Here is a 15533-nt window from a genome sequence, read left to right as displayed (position 1 = left end):
GCCCGATCCATTGCGGATCGGGCCGTGCTTTCACGGGAGGAACCTAGAAGACAAGTTTCAAACCGAGTTGCAGAATGCGCGGCGGATGGGCAGCTCCGATGTACAGGAAATTGTCTCCTCCGAAGGAGTTGGTGTAGGACTGCAGGCCGTTGCCGGCAGCGGAGCCGGCGTCGCCGCCAACCGAAGCCCACTCGGTGTGGTTGAAGATGTTGAAGGCTTCGCTTCGGAACTGGAGATTGAAGCGCTCGCTGAGCTTGAAGTTCTTGAAGAGCGACATGTTCCAGTTGGTGTAGCCCGGGTTACGCAGGTAATTGCGTCCCGAGTTTCCGAACGTAAGTGCTGTCGGCTGTGCGAACGCCGCCGGGTTCCCGACGAGCGGCCCAAGGAATGCGCCGTTTCCGCCGGGGATATTCGAGTACGGATCCGAGACGACATCCGCATACGAACCGGTACCGACGCCATTGCCGACCCCAGCGTTGTCACCGTAAGCGCCGCCGTTCGGCACGCTAAACGGTGTGCCGGTTTGGAAGCTGGTAATGCCAGACAGTTCCCAGCCACCGAGCAGGATATTCTTCCAGCCACGGTCCTTAAAGAACGGCATGTCCCAAACGTAGCCTACGTTAAGCATGTGCCGAATATCGAAGCTCGAACTGGCGCGATTCAGGCGCGGATCATAGGCATCGACGAACGACCCGTCATAGCGGTCGGAAGCGTCGTCAATGGAGTGGCTCCAGGTGTAAGCGACGTTCAACTGTAACTGTCCAACGTTGCGACGTGCTGCGAGTTGGAAGGCGTGATACGTGGAGCCCGACTCGTTCTCCAAGCGGGTGATGGTGCCGATGCCCAGGTACGGACGAAATGGGTTGGCATCAGCGCCGCAAGCGACCGCGAGATTGGTTGCTGCCTGCCCGGTCACGGCAACGCCGCTAGGCGTCATCATGTTGTTGCAGACATCCGAGGTGATGACCTCGCCTGCCTTAAATGGATTGTCGGCGAGCGGCGTCGGGAGAAGTTGGTTGATGTCCGACTGCCGGCCGAGGTGGGTGCCCTTGCTGCCGACGTAGGCCACAACCAGCACGGTGTCCTTCATGATTTCGTGCTGGATATCAAAGTGCCATTGCTGCATGTACGGCCATGTGGCGCTCGTGGGAACGGAGATGAAGCTCAGCGGGAACTGCGCGTCAAGCCCGGCGGCGACGCCAAGATTGGTGTACCCAACCACACTCGACTGCGAAGCGGTCTGGATCAGCGGAGACGACTGCCCTTCCAAGCCTTCGGTATTGGCTTCGTTGCCGTTGGTGTGCTCGTAGAAGATCCCGTAGCCGCCGCGAACAGCAGTTTTGCCGGTGCCGAACGGATCCCAAGCGAAGCCCACTCGCGGAGCCCAGTTCCACAGATGGCCGGACATACAGCCTTCCGGCACGCTGCTCTTGCCGCACTGCACAAGCCCGTCGTAAATGTTGCCGCCGCTCACTGAACCATCAGCATTGAACACCGGAGCGGAGGTTGGATCGTAGGCTTTCGGGTCCCAGTTATAGGCGTGATTGTCCTTCTCGCGGTAAGTCCCGAACGCGCTGAGACGGATTCCGAGGTTCAACGTGAGTTTCGGCGTGACGCGCCAGTCGTCCTGGAAGTAGGGTTCGAGGATCTTGTAGCGGTTGTAGAACTTGATGTTGTCGCTGCCCTGCGAGAAGCTCGCGATATTTCCGGTCAGCATGTCTGCAAAGGCATTCCCGGTTGAAACCGCCGACGTGCTGTCGAAGCCGAGCGATCCATTGACCAGGATGCCGCTGAGTTCGTTCTTCTGTGCCGCAACGTAGTACGCACCGAACTGCAGGTTATGTCTTCCGATGATCTTGTTCAAGTTGTCGCGGAAGGTGTAAGTCGGGTTCGAGTTGTACGCGCCTTCCGGCCATTCGCCGTTCGGGTCCTCGTAGAAGCCTCCGCCGTAAGCAGGATCGGAGACGGTGATCGCCGGAAGCTTTCCACCAAAACCGTTGTTAAAGAGATAGCCCATGGCGAGATCCTGCGGTCGCTGCCAGGCATTCGGATTCGGGGTTCCGGTCGAAGAGAACGTGATGTGGTCGGTGGTGTAGCTCATCACGAACTCGTTGACCAGCGTCGGCGTGAAGGTCGTTGTGACACGCCCCACCATGCTGATTGCCGGGCCGACGAAATTCGTCTGCACCGTTGGGAAAGCGCTACCGGTCCATTGTGACGTTGGGTTGATTGTGTTCCAGCTATCGTGGGTGTAGCGGAACGTCACGTGCCACTTGTCGTTGATATTGTGATCGATGCGAAAGAGTTCTTCGCGCCAGTAGGTCGGCTGTGTCGGCGAAGCGTTGTACACCGAACTCGCTCCTGAGCCGAGATTCGCCCCCGGTATCAGCGCCAGAAGCGCACTTCCCGTCGGATCAATCGGAACGATGTTGCCGGGATACGGGCTCCCGTCAGCCATATGCGGACAGGAGTTGCCGGGGCACTGGTCACTGAAGTCTCCGGCGCGCTCCGCGGCTGACGGCACCGGAATGTTGAACGGCGCCGGAACGCGTTCTTTGCGCCACTCCTGCGACCAGAAGAAGAAAGACTTCTGCTTGCTCTCGTTGTAGTGCCCGGGAATGAAGATCGGTCCGCCGAGAGTGTAGCCGTAGTCGTTTTTCTTATAAGCCGGGATCAGCGGCTCGGTGTAAGAGAAATAGCTCTTCGCGTTGAACGCGTCGTTGCGAACGAATTCGTATGCGTCGCCGTGGAAGCTGCTGGTACCAGACTTGGTCTCGACTTCGACCGTGCCAGAACCGCTGCGGCCATACTGCGCGCCGTAGTTCGAGGTGAGCACTTTGACTTCGGCGATGGAGTCCAAGCTTGGGTTAACGTTAAGGGTGGCGTTGGACCCGTTGTCCATATTGTCGCCACCGTCGAGCTCCCAATTGTTGTACTCAGTGCGGCCGCCATTGAAGCTGAAAGAGACGTTCCCAGCGATGCCCACGGTGCCTTCATCCTGTCCGGTCTGATTGCTGACGCCGGGGACGAGGGTCACGAGCTGCGTGAAGTTGCGTCCATTCAACTGAAGTTGCGAAATCTCTTTGCCGGTGACGACGCCCGACATATCCGACGATTGCGTTTCCACCTGGCCGATGCTCTCGCCGGCTACGGTGACTTCGGTCGTCGTGCCGCCGATCTGAAGGTCGGCGTCAGCGCGTGTCTTCTGCGCCACGCGAAGCACGATGCCTTTCGCTTCGTAGGACTTGAAGCCCTGCGCCGTAACTTTCAAGTTGTAGGAACCGGCGGGAATGCCGCTGACTGCATATTCACCGGCGTCGTTGGTCTTTGTAGGGCGCTCGATACCGCGCTCCGGACTGCTCACGACCACTTCGGCATTGGGTACGGCCGCGCCACTTGAGTCGCGGACCGAACCGGTGATCTGGCTGGTGTTCTGCGCCAGGCCGATGCCTGTGAGAACAACAAAGAGGAAAACGCTTATCGCTACGTGGCGGAAAGACTTCATACCGCACCCCCGAATCAATCTGAACCGAATCTTGAGAACCAGTTTTGAATGCTTGCGCCCTCGGTTGGAAAGCCGCACTTTCCCGACTCTGATGGTCGGGTTGATCGCTGTGGTCATTGCGTCGCTGAAACTTAACGGTTCCCGTAAGGCAAAACGAAATGCTTTTGCCCGAGCGGCGACTCGTTAAGGCAATAAAACGTAACATCACACTAGTTTCGCCGCAAGGGAAATCCGAAAATAAAATTTGATTTGAAACCGTTTAATACTGGAGAGCGGGCGTTCCGACAATGGGCGGCTGACCCGTTAGCGCTACTTCGAAAATTCCATTTCGAATCGCCCAAATTGAAACGATTGTGTCTTCGATGCTGAGTGAATCAGATCTTCGTCGAGGCATAGTTTTAATCGGAGAAACTGCGTATTGCAGAGCAAAAACGATATTCTGAGCAGAAATTGCCAGGGTTTCAACAGCGAATCGGGAGAGTAGAGGTCCGGCGAATGAGTGGCATGGGGAGGCTTCGGAAATGCAGTTTAAAACCGATATTTCTGGCGAAACGTAAGCAAACGTAGTAAAAGGGAACGCTTGGTGCAGAAAAGCGACATGGGTGCATCGCCGGCGACAAAAGACTGGCTTACCGACGAGCGGCGGCAGGAAATCCTGACGATCGTGCAGCGCGAAGGGCGCGCACTGGTCGTGGATTTGGCGCAGCGATTTTCTACCTCTGCCATCACGATCCGAAAAGACCTTGAGTTCCTACAAGCCCGCGGCCTGATCCAGCGCACGCACGGCGGAGCGCTGCCAGTTCGGTCGAACAACCTTACTGATCCCTCTCTCCAGGACAAGGAGAAGCTTCATCAACGCGAGAAGCTGCGAATTGCGAGCGCTGCCGTCCGCATGGTGAAGGAAGGGCAGTGCGTCATCCTTGATTCCGGTTCCACGACCACCGCGATCTCTCGCGCGCTGCGGGATTTCCGCGAACTCACCGTCATCACCAACGCGGTGAACATTGCTGCAGAGCTTGCGGGCACCAGCATCGACGTCATTCTCACCGGTGGAACGCTTCGCAAGAATTCGTTCTCGCTTGTCGGCCCGCAGGCCGAAGACACACTGCGCGAGATCAACGCCGATGTGTTGTTCCTTGGCGTGGATGGATTCGATGCGAAGGTGGGTCTCACAACGCCGAACGTGCTGGAAGCCCGCGTCAATCGCGCCATGGCGCACGCCGCGCGAAGAGTGGTTGCGGTGTGTGACTCGAGCAAATTTGGGAAACGCAGTCTGGCCGTAATCGTTCCGCCGGATGCAATTCACGAAGTGATCACAGACAAACATGTCTCTCGCGATACCGTGCAGGAGCTCCGTGAGGCTGGCATCGAAGTGACACTCGTTTAGCTACTGCCCTTTGCCGCGCAAACGGATCTTCAAGAAAGCCACCACGCCCGTGGGATGATCGCCGTAGCTCGGCGTGAGAAAATCCGGCTTCGCGTAGAAGGTGACCTGCGCGCCAAGTCCTGTTTCCGCACGGTCGACTACGTGGAACGTCCGCTCGTAGCCCGTGGTGTAGGCCTGTACGCGTGCGAGGAACCCCTCTCCCGCTGACGGGAGTTCGAGCAATTCCGTGCTGCGGTCTACGTTCTCAATGCGCCCCCAGACGTAGTTCTTCTCCGCAAATTTCACGGTGCTCTCCGCGAGATATCCATTGAAGGGCTGCGATTGGCCGAGAGTGCGCGTGCGTCCCCATAAAACAGTGCTGGCCCAATTGCCTCGCGGGAGCGGACGGTTGTAGCTCACGGAGGCGGTCATGCGGAGCTGGTCTTCGTTGGGCGCAATAACTTCTGGGCTCACGATATGTGCCGCCGAAAACTGGCCGGACCAGTTCTTCGCAGGTACGATGGTGATGCGCGCGGAGTATGAATCGAGTGTTCCCTGGTCGATGTTCCAGCGATTCTCATCTGGTTCGCGCCCGTGAAAGCCCGAAGCTTCAAGCCGCACCATCTTGTAGGTGAACCCTCCGGTGAATACGTCGGCGGCAACGTGGGTCGAGTCCTGGAGGTGATGGCCAAGCGTCGCGAGAGGGTCCTCCGACGCTGAAATACGGTGGGGATAGGCGATGGGCCCGATCGCTGGATCGCCGACCGGCGCGGCATAGAACGAGAGTAGTGCATCTTTCGAAAGTTTGATGTCGTAAAGTGCGGCGATCTCCATGAACAAGTCGTGCGGATGCTGGCCGTCCACAATGGAATTGCCGAACGCCGTTTCGCCCACTTGGAAAAGCTCAGGATAGCGGCGCTGGGTGACCGTCGCCGGCTCCAGGCTAAGCATCGTACGGACCGTCAAGGTGCCGGGCCCGAGACTTCGCTGCGCCATCGGCATGATCCAGTTGGTAGAGAAGACTTTGTCACCACCACGTGGTCCGCTCTGCTGAATTGCATTCAGGAAGAGTTCGCCGTGCAGCATAAGCATCCAGCCTTTGTGCAGGGACATCATCATGTCCACTGGAGTGGAGATCGGCTCCACGCTGCTTCCAGAACTGCTGTGGTTCTCGATTGCTTCGACGAATGTATTTGCGGACATGCCGCCATGCGGATGCATATTCATGTCCGGCATGCCGGGCATTTCCTGGGAAAAGCACGGCAGCGCCGTTACGACGAGAAACATCAGCGCCGGTTTCCAAAATCGCAAACTATGCATCCTAAGTGATGGAGATGATCCCATGCCGTTGAACGATTCTGAAGGAGTGGAACGGGCGGAACGCGGTCCTGAGGAGAATCGAGAGTTCACCGATTCTGCCGAGGAGATCGTGACGCCGATCGAGGCGGAGATTGAGGAAGAAGCCGAGCGCGAGTTCGATAAGCCGCCGGTCCACCAGAAAGCAATCGTCTCCGTGAATGGAGAAGATGTCGGTGATGAAGTACCAATCACCTCTCATGACCGCGCGGCCTGATCGCTGGCTTCGCGGATGGCGTCTCCGAGCAGATGCACGGCTTCGAGCAGCCGGTCTAGCTCGACGGCGGGCGGCGCGAGCAGGATATGGTCGCCCCTTGTTCCGTCGATCGATCCCTGCATCGGGTAAGTAAGGACCCCGCGCTTCAGCGCAGCCGCTGCAACCTTCCCCGAAAACTTCAGCGCTGCTGGATAGGCCTCACGCGTAGCGCGATCCCGCACGAATTCCACGGCGTGCAGCAGCCCCAGGCCACGAACATCGCCGACAGCCTCGATTTCTTCTAGCAAGTGCAGCGCCTGCATAAAGGCCTGTCCAATCGATCCGTGCTCCGAGTCTGCGGCTTGCACGAGTTCCATCTCGCGGATGTGCGCCAATACGGCGGAACCCGCTGCCATGGATACCGGATGCGCGTTATATGTGAATCCATGGATCAGCATGCCGGAGCCTTTGCGAAGGGCGTCCACCACACGTGCCGACACGATCACGGCGCCGAGAGGGGCATATCCGCTGCCGATTCCTTTGCCAGCGACGAGAATGTCCGGCGCGACGTTCCAGTGGTCCATCGCGAAGTTGCGCCCCGTGCGGCCGAAACCGGTCATGACTTCGTCGGCAATCAGCAAAAGGCCGTGTTCCTTGCAGATGCTCGCAATCGCGGGCCAATAAATGGGTGGTGGAGCAACGGCGCCGAGCGTCGCACCGCTGATCGGCTCTCCGATAAACGCTGCTGCGCGCCCAGCACTGTGCTCGATGGCGTGGCGCAGATCGTCAGCGTACTTGCGTCCGCAGTCGTCGCATCCAAGTTCGCAACTGAACTCACAGCGATAGCAGTAGGGAATGCGGATATGCTCGAACTCGCGCACCATCGGCAAGTAGATCTCGCGCCGCGAGAGATTGCCGCTGACGGCGAGAGCGCCGAGTGTCGAACCGTGATACGCCTGCTGTCGGCTGATGATCTCGCAGCGATCGGGATGCCCAGTTTCCACCTGGAACTGCCGCGCCAATTTTAATGCGGTTTCAACTGCTTCTGATCCGCCACAGGTGAAAAAGACAGCGCCTCCCTCGAAGGCCGGACCGGCGAAGTCCAGCACTTCTGCCGCGAAGTGTTCGGCGATCTCGCTCGTGAATTGGCTGGAGTGGACGAATGGCAGCCGAGAGGCTTGCTCCGCCATGGCTTGAACGACGGTGTCGTTGCCGAAGCCGATGAAATTTACGACGGCACTTCCGCTGAGATCAATGTACTCGCGACCTTGGGTGTCCCAGATGCGCGCGCCATGCGCTCGTGCGGCGACAGGGTACTGCTTCGTAAAGGAACGCGGCAGAATTGCGTGGGAGCTCACGATGGCGATTTTACGTCACCGTGAGCATTGCTTTCGAGGGCTGCTACTGAATTGCAGCGGCGCGCTTGCGCTCCGACGCCGTCATCTGGCTCAGAAGTTGCTGGCGGTTCTTTTCGATCCAATCACTTCCCGGATTCGCGGCGAGTGCCGAGGTCATCCACTTATAAGCCTGCACCCGATCCTGGGAAACGCACTCGCCAGTGGCATACAACGAGCCAAGTCTCGAACGTGCGCGAGGATTCGCCTTCTTCGCGGCAGCGTTGAGCAGCAGCATCGCCTGCTCGCAATCTTTCGGGACGCCTCTGCCTTGCAGATACATGTCCGCCAGAAGTACAGGAGCTTCGCCGTTGCCCTTCGCCACAGCTTTCCAGAGCCACATGCGGCCATCGTCGGTTGCGCCTGCAGCTTTGCCTTTCTGCAGCTCGGCACCGCCGGCATTCAGAGTCGGATCAGTTTCTTGCGTCTGGGCAGCAGGCGTCGGGGGCTTGCTTGCGATCGCTGCCGCCGGCTTACTGGCGGTCGGCTTCGCGGTGGCCGCGTCAGACTGCGGTAGAGGCTCGGGTTTCTTCGCGGGCGGCGGCGTATTCTTTGCGACTTCGGTCGTCTGTTTCTCGACCGGTGGGGGTGTCGATTTCGTTGCGGCTGCAGCGGGCTGCGGAGAAGAGGTACCTGCCGCATTCGTCGTTGCCGCGGCGGTCGAAGGCGGATTCGCTTCCGCAGTTCCTGGATTCGCGTTCGGCGCCGGCGTAGCGGAAGTCTGAGAATTCCCCGCGGCAGCGCTACTCTGTGCCGCTGGCTGGTTCGGCTCCGCTATCAGATCAGGTTTGCCGGAATTGTTGGCGCTCTCGGTAGTCGAAGAGCCGCCCGGCGAGGTCGTCGTCGACGTTGCAACCTCGGCCGGACCCTGCCCCTTCTTCTTCGGGAGTTTCAAGTGCAGTACATCCACCGGATTAGTGGATTCACCACGGCTACTCGCACGCCACTCGAGGTAGCCCATCGCGGCGACGATGGCCACGATCGCCACCAACACGAGATTCCTTCCCGTGTGGGATCCAGATTCCTCGAGAAGATAGTCCTGCGACGGTGGCTCATCCAATCCCAGGAACGATGGCCCGGATACGCTGCCGCCAGTCGATTCCGACGGCGGGTCGAATTGAAGAAACGAATTGCGAACCGGCTCTTGCTCTACGGGCGGCTCTTCGAGCCGCTCAGACGCCACCGATTCAACCGGCGCGCTCAGATTCAAGATGGAGCCCGGGGTCTCTGTTCGCGGCGGGGGCATGTGCGCTTCGTGCTCGGCGACCGTCCGCTCCAGCCATTCTTCGGCTTCCTTCTCTTCCGGGGAATCCAGATCGAATTCGTGAACCGTACCTTCTTGCTGTTCTACGGAGCCCTCGGCGAACATCGGTTCATCATTGGGATCAACCGGCGCGATTTCGGGCTCCGGCAGGTCTTCGCCGTGCGCAATGTGTTCCACGCGCGGCTTCAGCGGAGCCACGTATCCAGAATGCGTTGCGCTTGCAACCGATGGTGACGGCAGTACGACGCGCGTGTTCAGCATCTGCGCTGTGACGTCCGCCATGGCTGTGGTTGAAACGATGAACGGACGACGGACTCCCGGAACTCCGGGTTTGTTCGCATCGTTGCCGTTGCTCGGACGGGCCTGATCTACCGGAGCGGTCTCCTGCAAACGGCTTCCGCACGCTCCACAGAAGCGGTTCAATTCAGGATTTTCAGACTGGCACTTCGGGCAGATCATCACATTCTCCAAGTTGTGGCGCGTTGGCTGCCTATTTTAGATGAGGTTTGCCGGGATTGCGTGTTGGCCGGAGCACCCGAAAAATCGAAAGGGGAATGTACCTGCGGGTGTGACTAGGGTGTCTTAGTCCTGCAATGCCATGCATTTCGGTCGGAAAAAGTGGGCTAACGAACCGCAACCGTGGCCATTTCATGCGTTTTCATCGCCGAAAGAATAGACTCAACCGCCAAATCGAGGCCGAAACTGGTGTTGATCATCATGTGGTAGAGCGACCGGCAAGGCCAATCCTTATTGAAGTAGCGTTTGATGAACTCAGCCCGTTCCCGATCAATCGTGTCGACGAGTTCGGTCGCTTCCTTTTCACCCATACGGTGCGAAAGTCTTTGGATCTTGAAGTCGCGCGGGGCATAGAGGAATACGTGGAAGGTGTCCTTGCGATTACGAAGAATGTACGGGGCGCCGCGACCGACGATCACGCAGCGGCCCTCCTCGCCAGCCTCTCCGATGATTTTGGTTGCTAAATCCACCATGCAATCAGCGTTGAACACGCGTTCGTCCTGCATGGGCAACATGCGTTCGTAGCTGCCGCGCCAAAAGACTTTGGCCAGGCGGCGTAATCCACGGTCCACGCATTCATCGCAGCTTTTGACGACGGAGTGCGAGACGTTGGCTTCGACGGCGATGCGGGAAGTGAGTTCCTGGTCGAGAAGTTCCCAACCGAAGTGCCGGGCAAGTTGATCCGCAATCACGCTTCCGCCGGCGCCGTATTCCCGCTCGATGGTGATCACGTTGAACATCGCGTACCTCCTGACTGTGATGCAAGAGCATAGGCGCAGAGCAGCCTGCGCGCAATGCCATAAAGGTTTCAGTGGCTGCTTTGCCCGTCCGGTCGTATTGCGAACCTCGCGCTAATCAACGAAAATGCAGTGTTTCTATGTTGCCCTTCAAGCTCGTTTATAGCGACCACTACCGCTTACCTCTGGGCGAGCATGTGTTCCCCACGCAGAAATACGAACTCGTAAAACAGGAGCTGCTGGAAGAAGGGGTCGCCTCGACGCAGGATTTCCTTACGCCGACGCCTGCTACAGAAGCCGATGTTCTGCTGGTGCACTCCCATTTCTACGTAGATAAGCTGATCGAAGGAACATTAACAGCGCGTGAGGAACTGGCCCTCGAGATCCCCTACTCCCACGAAGCCGTGCAAGCGTTCTTGTGGCACACCGGAGGCACCATCCTGGCGGCGGAGCGCGCACTTTCCGATGGAGTGGCGTTCAACCTCGGCGGCGGATTTCACCACGCGTATCCCGACCACGGCGAAGGGTTCTGCATGATTCACGACGTGGCGGTGGCGATCAGGAAACTGCAAAAACAAGGCAGAATCCAGCGTGTGATGACGCTCGACTGCGATGTTCATCAGGGAAATGGAACTGCCGTAATTTTCGCAAAACACAGAGATGAGAATTCCGAGGCCCTGCCTTCGCGTTCTACTTCGACGATCGGCAACAGGCTCAGCGGAACGATGTTGGAGCGCGGTGCCGACGATGTCTTCACGATCTCATTGCATCAGGAGAACAACTACCCACTGCAAAAGCCGCCGTCGTCCATAGACGTCAATCTCCCCGACGGTACAACAGATTCCGAATACATCGCGTGGCTCGACAACGCGATAAGTTCGGGGTTCCGGCAGTTCCAACCAGATTTGCTTTGCTATATCGCCGGCGCGGACCCTTACAAGGAAGATCAACTCGGCGGCCTGAACCTCACTATTGACGGTTTGAAACATCGTGATGAGCTCGTATTCCAAGCGGCACGCGCAAAGGGAATTCCCGTCATGGTGACATTTGCCGGCGGCTATGCGCGCAAGATCCAGGACACCGTGCGGATACACCGCAACACGGTCGGGGCAGCGAAGGAAGTTTTCTCAGGAGCAGGGAAGAGCTAAGGAAGGGGTTTGGGGTGGGTAGTGGGATTCGAACCCACGACAGCCGGAGCCACAGTCCGGAGTTCTACCACTGAACTATACCCACCGCGAACGCTCAGTATACCAAGTCAAATCGCGAGCTGTCACACACGCCTGTGGATCAGTAGAAATCGGAACAACTTAGGAAATATCCGCACTGCGGGCACACCAGCTTGCAGTGATTTTCCTGCATGCGTGCCGAGCAATTCGGGCAGACCTGGATGGCTTGAGGCTGAGGCGAGCCAGTTGTCGATTGCTTATTTTCTGTTTCATTTCCCGTTTTGAAATCGTTCATCTCATGTCTCATTCGGTGCGGAAGAAAAGCTCGCGCAAGCCCGGAAATTTGAGGCTTTCGAAATAGTTTACACATAAGTACAAGCCTTAAATCGGTTTAAGGCCCTGTCCATAGGTGCAGTGCATGGCTCAATTTGGCTTGACGCAGTACAAGTGACTTTGGTTATACTCTTTAGTCACAGGGCAGACCTTAGCTCTGTAACACTTTAGAAACACTGAATTTAGGTGCGGGCGTTGATCCCCACCCTTTAGGAGAAACACAATGAAAAAGTCCCTGACCTTCCTGCTCGGTACCTTGATGGTTGCTGGCGTTCTGGCCGGTGCAAGCACCTCTACCTCGACGACTAAGAATGGCAAGACGACCATCGGTACCACTCTCCACGGCGCTCCGGGAATGCCGATTTGCCCAACCTGCACGGGTGGCGGGAATGGTGGCAATAGCGGGAAATAGCAGAACCCGCTTTCCGTGTAAAACTTACAGTAACCGTTACGCAAGTAACGACAATATCCTTGCCTAAGCGTGAGTAGCCGAATATTCTTGGCTTCGTCATGGCACAGATGCACGGATACGAACTCCTTTTGTGGGCGCTCGGAGTGGTGCTACCACTTATCGTGGTGGCACGAATTTGGCAGGCTGGGTTGTTGTCGGAATATCGCGCCTTGGTTCGTTATAACCTCGTGTGCGCAGCGTCACTGCCGATTCTGGTAGTCACTTACGCTTATTACCCGCCTCCGAACTCTGGTTTCTGTCTTTACTGTTTGGTGTGGTGGTCAGTGGTTATCGCGACTGACGCTTGCGCCCTTGCCGTGCTCCTCTCGATCTTCCGCGAGATCTTCAAGCCTTACGAAGCGCTTAAGCAGCTGGGCAATGTCATGTTCCGCTGGACGCTCGGAGTGTTGGTCGTCGTTGCTCTGGTCAGCGCGTTGAGTGCTGGCGCCCCGCGCTATATCGACAAGGTCAATCACACCTTGCTCATGTTTGATCGTGGCCTGCAAATTCTTCAGTGCGGCGTCGTCTTGTTCCTCCTTCTGAGCTGGAAATTTCTCGGAATCTCTTTCCGCCATCGCGTTTTCGGAATCGCAGTCGGATTTGGACTTTACGCTAGTGTCAGCCTGCTCGCGGTTAGCGTTTCAACGTGGGCGCCTGCTTCCGTCACCAGTATCGTGGGAGCCATTGCCAACAGCGCGGCAATGATCGGATATGGAATATGGCTTGTGTACTTCTATGTTCCGCAGCCGGAGCGCAGATTCTCTGACGCCCAGCCCGAGTCGCGGCGCTGGGAATACGCACTTGCGAGCATTCAAATGCCCGCTCCCGAAGGCATGTTCCTTACCAGCATCGATCGCACTGTCGAGCGCCTGCTGACCAAGAACAACGTTGCGACCCAGGCCAAGCCGAAAGAAGACAAGCACTGGTTCGGGGACTAAGCTTTTTGATGTGAGGGCCGCCGTCGCGCACGGCGGCTTTTCTATTGTTCACGCGTCACAGAAATCTTTAGGCGGCTGAGTATACTCGCAGCAGAGACCGACAGGTCCGTATCAGAGGCATACCTCCTCATGAGCCAAGCCGAGCAGAACAATCGCATCGATTACACCGAATTTCCCGCCGCCGATCTCGCAATTGCCGAGCGCTTTTATACCGAAGTTTTTGGATGGCACTTCAAGCATCAGAACGCCGACTACATTAGCTTCAACGACGGCCGCATGCGCGGAGGTTTTTTCAAGTCCACCCAGACCCGTCCGGGCGGTCCCGTTGTAGTGCTCTACGCTTCGGATCTCGAAGAGACGCGCGCGAAAATCATCGTCAATGGCGGCTCGATTTGCCGTCAGACGTTTACGTTTCCCGGTGGACGCCGCTTCCATTTCAATGACCCGTCAGGGAACGTGCTCGGCGTGTGGTCGGACAAATAGATCGCCTCCAGCTTTGTTATAATTTGAAAAGCCAACCAAGAGTGGCGCTATCGTCTAGGGGTTAGGACGTGAGATTCTCAATCTTAAAACCCGGGTTCGATTCCCGGTAGCGCTACCAATTTTCCTCCCAGCTGCTCGTTTATCCCTCTTTGAATCGCACTCCCTTGCGATATAAGCCGTCGCTCCCAACGTCGAACACACGGTTATAACGAGCGCGGAAATTTTCGAGCGCCGCACTCGCGGCGAGTTCGATCAGTTGCTCTTCCGAAAAGTGCCGCCTTAATTCTGTATAAAGCTCATCGCTCACATTAGAGGGTGTGTCAGCCATTGCGTCTGCCATTCGGAGCAAAGCGACCTCACTGGGCGGAAACCCTTCGATTCGGCCCTCGCGGATCGCTGCTTCTATTTCCTCATCGCTCAGCCCATACATTCTGCCACCGGCAGAATTGGCGTCGACTCAGAACGGACAGCCGACCCGTACCGCCGTCCGAAGCGTAAGCAGCATGCGCTGCCGCTGTGGAACCGTCGCCTTCTGTCCAAGCAGCCATTCCCCCAGCACATTCACCCAGAACACGCGCGGAACTCGGGCAGCGATCTTTTGCGGCGTGAGATCGCGGCCTAGCATCTTGCGGACCTTCTTGAACACCTGCCGCATCAGGAACGAAGCCTGCCGCGGATCAATGCCTTCGACTCTCGTCATCGAGCCCCCCTCTCTTAAGCCGTCCATAGAACTCGTCACTATAGTGACGATGCCAAACGGAGTTTTGTGACAGGGAAAGTTTGTTGTTCTTCGTTCCGAGTAGACGGTGTAAGTGGCTGCCTTTTTATGAAGCGCGAGACAAAGCCCGCACATCTCGACAGCAAGGAGAAAAACCCCATGAAGATTGTAGTTACCACTCCTACCGGCCACATCGGCAACAAACTGGCCAACATACTTCTTGACCGCAAATCTGATGTCACGCTGATAGCGCGACATCCGGAGAAAGTAAAGGACCTAGCAAGTCGTGGCGCAAAGGTGATCGCTGGAGAGCACAGCAATCCGGCAGTGCTTGAGCAGGCGGTGCATGGAGCCGATGCGCTGTTCTGGTTGACGCCCCCGGATATGACCTCGCATGATCCATTGGGCACGGCTCGCCGCATGGCTGAGGCCGCGGCGAGCGTTATCCGCAAGCATCCGGATCTACATGTGGTTCAGCTGTCGAGTGCAGGAGCATTCCTGCCGAGCGGCACCGGGCCGATTGTTGGACATCATGACACGGAAGAGAAGTTCCGCGCTGCCGGCAAGAACATCGTCTCTCTGCGGCCGAACGAGTTCATGGAGAACGTGTTTTTCTCGCTGCCGTCGATCATTGGACAAGACAGCATCTTCACTTCGATTCCGGGATCGGTGAAAGCGCCATTCATTGCCACCCAAGACATAGCCGAGGTTGCCGCTGAGTTTCTGCTCAGGCCGATCAACGGCCATCACGTGATCGATATCGTGGGCCCGCAGGAGATTTCGCTCGACGAGTGGGGGAGCATCGCAGGACAGGCCATAGGGAAACAAATTCGGGTGGTCACCATCCCGGGCGATCAGTTGAAGGCCGCAATGACGCAGGTCGGGATGTCGCCGGAAATGGCGGCGCTGCTGGTTGAAATGGAAGAGGCGTATCCCAAAATACAACAACTTAAAGGCGAACAAAAACGCACCGGCAAAGTTACGTTCCAGCAATTTGCTCGGGATGTGTTCGCGCCGGGATTTAAGAGAGCCGTGCAGTCAGCGGCGTAGTTAGTTGCCAGTCTCACACATCGAAGGAGTTCGATGTGTGGGGCTGGTGATCGACGCTAC

At 57.4% G+C, this 15533-nt stretch carries 14 protein-coding genes and 2 tRNA genes; 8 read left to right on the top strand and 8 right to left on the bottom strand.

Features of this window, described 5'->3' with window-relative positions; translation table 11 throughout:
* Positions 1 to 43: 43 nt before the first annotated feature.
* Positions 44 to 3505, bottom strand: a complete 3462-nt coding sequence (locus ACID345_RS20255; protein ID WP_011524708.1) for a TonB-dependent receptor — start codon at positions 3503 to 3505, stop codon at positions 44 to 46.
* A 583-nt stretch (positions 3506 to 4088) separates the two neighbouring features.
* Here ACID345_RS20255 and agaR point away from each other — a divergent pair.
* A complete protein-coding gene (gene agaR, locus ACID345_RS20250) occupies positions 4089 to 4892 on the top strand; it encodes a transcriptional repressor AgaR (protein WP_011524707.1) in 804 nt (267 codons plus the stop codon).
* Here the strand turns inward: agaR and ACID345_RS20245 are convergent, their stop codons facing one another.
* Complete coding sequence (locus ACID345_RS20245) at positions 4893 to 6182, bottom strand: hypothetical protein (RefSeq protein ID WP_148210198.1); 1290 nt, start codon at positions 6180 to 6182, stop codon at positions 4893 to 4895.
* Between the two features lie 31 nt (positions 6183 to 6213).
* On the opposite strand from ACID345_RS20245, the gene ACID345_RS20240 reads away from it, so the two are divergent.
* Positions 6214 to 6444 (top strand): hypothetical protein, encoded by a 231-nt coding sequence (locus ACID345_RS20240; RefSeq protein ID WP_041855929.1) that lies wholly within the window; start codon positions 6214 to 6216, stop codon positions 6442 to 6444.
* Here the strand turns inward: ACID345_RS20240 and ACID345_RS20235 are convergent.
* From ACID345_RS20235 to ACID345_RS20225, 3 genes are all read right to left on the bottom strand, one after another.
* Entirely contained in the window at positions 6426 to 7781 is a 1356-nt protein-coding gene (locus tag ACID345_RS20235) for an aspartate aminotransferase family protein (protein ID WP_011524704.1), read from the bottom strand. The genes ACID345_RS20240 and ACID345_RS20235 overlap by 19 nt on opposite strands.
* 43 nt (positions 7782 to 7824) lie before the next feature.
* A complete protein-coding gene (locus ACID345_RS25905; protein WP_011524703.1) occupies positions 7825 to 9540 on the bottom strand; it encodes an SEL1-like repeat protein in 1716 nt (571 codons plus the stop codon).
* A gap of 164 nt (positions 9541 to 9704) precedes the next feature.
* Positions 9705 to 10337, bottom strand: coding sequence for an AAA family ATPase (locus tag ACID345_RS20225; RefSeq protein WP_011524702.1), 633 nt, complete (start codon positions 10335 to 10337; stop codon positions 9705 to 9707).
* A 137-nt stretch (positions 10338 to 10474) separates the two neighbouring features.
* On the opposite strand from ACID345_RS20225, the gene ACID345_RS20220 reads away from it, so the two are divergent.
* Positions 10475 to 11482: a histone deacetylase family protein gene (locus tag ACID345_RS20220; protein ID WP_041855928.1), complete on the top strand. Its 1008-nt coding sequence runs from the start codon at positions 10475 to 10477 to the stop codon at positions 11480 to 11482.
* A gap of 10 nt (positions 11483 to 11492) precedes the next feature.
* Here the strand turns inward: ACID345_RS20220 and ACID345_RS20215 are convergent.
* Positions 11493 to 11567, bottom strand: a tRNA-His gene (locus tag ACID345_RS20215).
* A 489-nt stretch (positions 11568 to 12056) separates the two neighbouring features.
* Here ACID345_RS20215 and ACID345_RS20210 point away from each other — a divergent pair.
* From ACID345_RS20210 to ACID345_RS20195, 4 genes are all read left to right on the top strand, one after another.
* Positions 12057 to 12245: a hypothetical protein gene (locus tag ACID345_RS20210; RefSeq protein ID WP_041855927.1), complete on the top strand. Its 189-nt coding sequence runs from the start codon at positions 12057 to 12059 to the stop codon at positions 12243 to 12245.
* 98 nt (positions 12246 to 12343) lie between these two features.
* Positions 12344 to 13222 (top strand): hypothetical protein, encoded by an 879-nt coding sequence (locus ACID345_RS20205; protein WP_011524700.1) that lies wholly within the window; start codon positions 12344 to 12346, stop codon positions 13220 to 13222.
* A gap of 129 nt (positions 13223 to 13351) precedes the next feature.
* A complete protein-coding gene (locus tag ACID345_RS20200) occupies positions 13352 to 13705 on the top strand; it encodes a VOC family protein (protein WP_011524699.1) in 354 nt (117 codons plus the stop codon).
* Between the two features lie 43 nt (positions 13706 to 13748).
* Positions 13749 to 13823 (top strand) — tRNA-Glu (locus ACID345_RS20195).
* A gap of 21 nt (positions 13824 to 13844) precedes the next feature.
* On the opposite strand, the gene ACID345_RS20190 is transcribed toward ACID345_RS20195, so the two are convergent.
* Together ACID345_RS20190 and ACID345_RS20185 are read right to left on the bottom strand one after the other, a co-directional pair.
* Entirely contained in the window at positions 13845 to 14045 is a 201-nt protein-coding gene (locus ACID345_RS20190) for a carboxymuconolactone decarboxylase family protein (RefSeq protein WP_148210197.1), read from the bottom strand.
* Between the two features lie 117 nt (positions 14046 to 14162).
* Positions 14163 to 14405 carry a hypothetical protein gene (locus tag ACID345_RS20185; protein ID WP_011524697.1) on the bottom strand — a complete coding sequence of 81 codons (243 nt, stop codon included), beginning with the start codon at positions 14403 to 14405 and terminating at the stop codon, positions 14163 to 14165.
* Positions 14406 to 14582: 177 nt separating this feature from the next.
* On the opposite strand from ACID345_RS20185, the gene ACID345_RS20180 reads away from it, so the two are divergent.
* A complete protein-coding gene (locus tag ACID345_RS20180; RefSeq protein WP_187148875.1) occupies positions 14583 to 15473 on the top strand; it encodes an NmrA family NAD(P)-binding protein in 891 nt (296 codons plus the stop codon).
* Positions 15474 to 15533: the final 60 nt, after the last annotated feature.

The sequence above is a fragment of the Candidatus Koribacter versatilis Ellin345 genome, from assembly GCF_000014005.1.
In the GTDB taxonomy this organism is placed as follows: Bacteria; Acidobacteriota; Terriglobia; order Terriglobales; family Acidobacteriaceae; genus Korobacter; species Korobacter versatilis_A.
The sequence above is the reverse complement of the archived record's forward strand: the minus strand, read 5'-3'. Positions and strand labels throughout refer to the sequence as shown.

Bases quoted from the DNA above. Each gene is read 5' to 3' on its own strand.
- ACID345_RS20180 (WP_187148875.1), top strand. From the start codon at position 14,583: ATGAAGATTGTAGTTACCACTCCTACCGGCCACATCGGCAACAAACTG.
- ACID345_RS20200 (WP_011524699.1), top strand. From the start codon at position 13,352: ATGAGCCAAGCCGAGCAGAACAATCGCATCGATTACACCGAATTTCCC.
- ACID345_RS20220 (WP_041855928.1), top strand. From the start codon at position 10,475: ATGTTGCCCTTCAAGCTCGTTTATAGCGACCACTACCGCTTACCTCTG.
- ACID345_RS20185 (WP_011524697.1), bottom strand. From the start codon at position 14,405: ATGACGAGAGTCGAAGGCATTGATCCGCGGCAGGCTTCGTTCCTGATG.
- ACID345_RS20225 (WP_011524702.1), bottom strand. From the start codon at position 10,337: ATGTTCAACGTGATCACCATCGAGCGGGAATACGGCGCCGGCGGAAGC.
- ACID345_RS20240 (WP_041855929.1), top strand. From the start codon at position 6,214: ATGCCGTTGAACGATTCTGAAGGAGTGGAACGGGCGGAACGCGGTCCT.
- ACID345_RS20190 (WP_148210197.1), bottom strand. From the start codon at position 14,045: ATGGCAGACGCAATGGCTGACACACCCTCTAATGTGAGCGATGAGCTT.
- ACID345_RS25905 (WP_011524703.1), bottom strand. From the start codon at position 9,540: ATGATCTGCCCGAAGTGCCAGTCTGAAAATCCTGAATTGAACCGCTTC.
- ACID345_RS20255 (WP_011524708.1), bottom strand. From the start codon at position 3,505: ATGAAGTCTTTCCGCCACGTAGCGATAAGCGTTTTCCTCTTTGTTGTT.
- ACID345_RS20210 (WP_041855927.1), top strand. From the start codon at position 12,057: ATGAAAAAGTCCCTGACCTTCCTGCTCGGTACCTTGATGGTTGCTGGC.
- ACID345_RS20205 (WP_011524700.1), top strand. From the start codon at position 12,344: ATGGCACAGATGCACGGATACGAACTCCTTTTGTGGGCGCTCGGAGTG.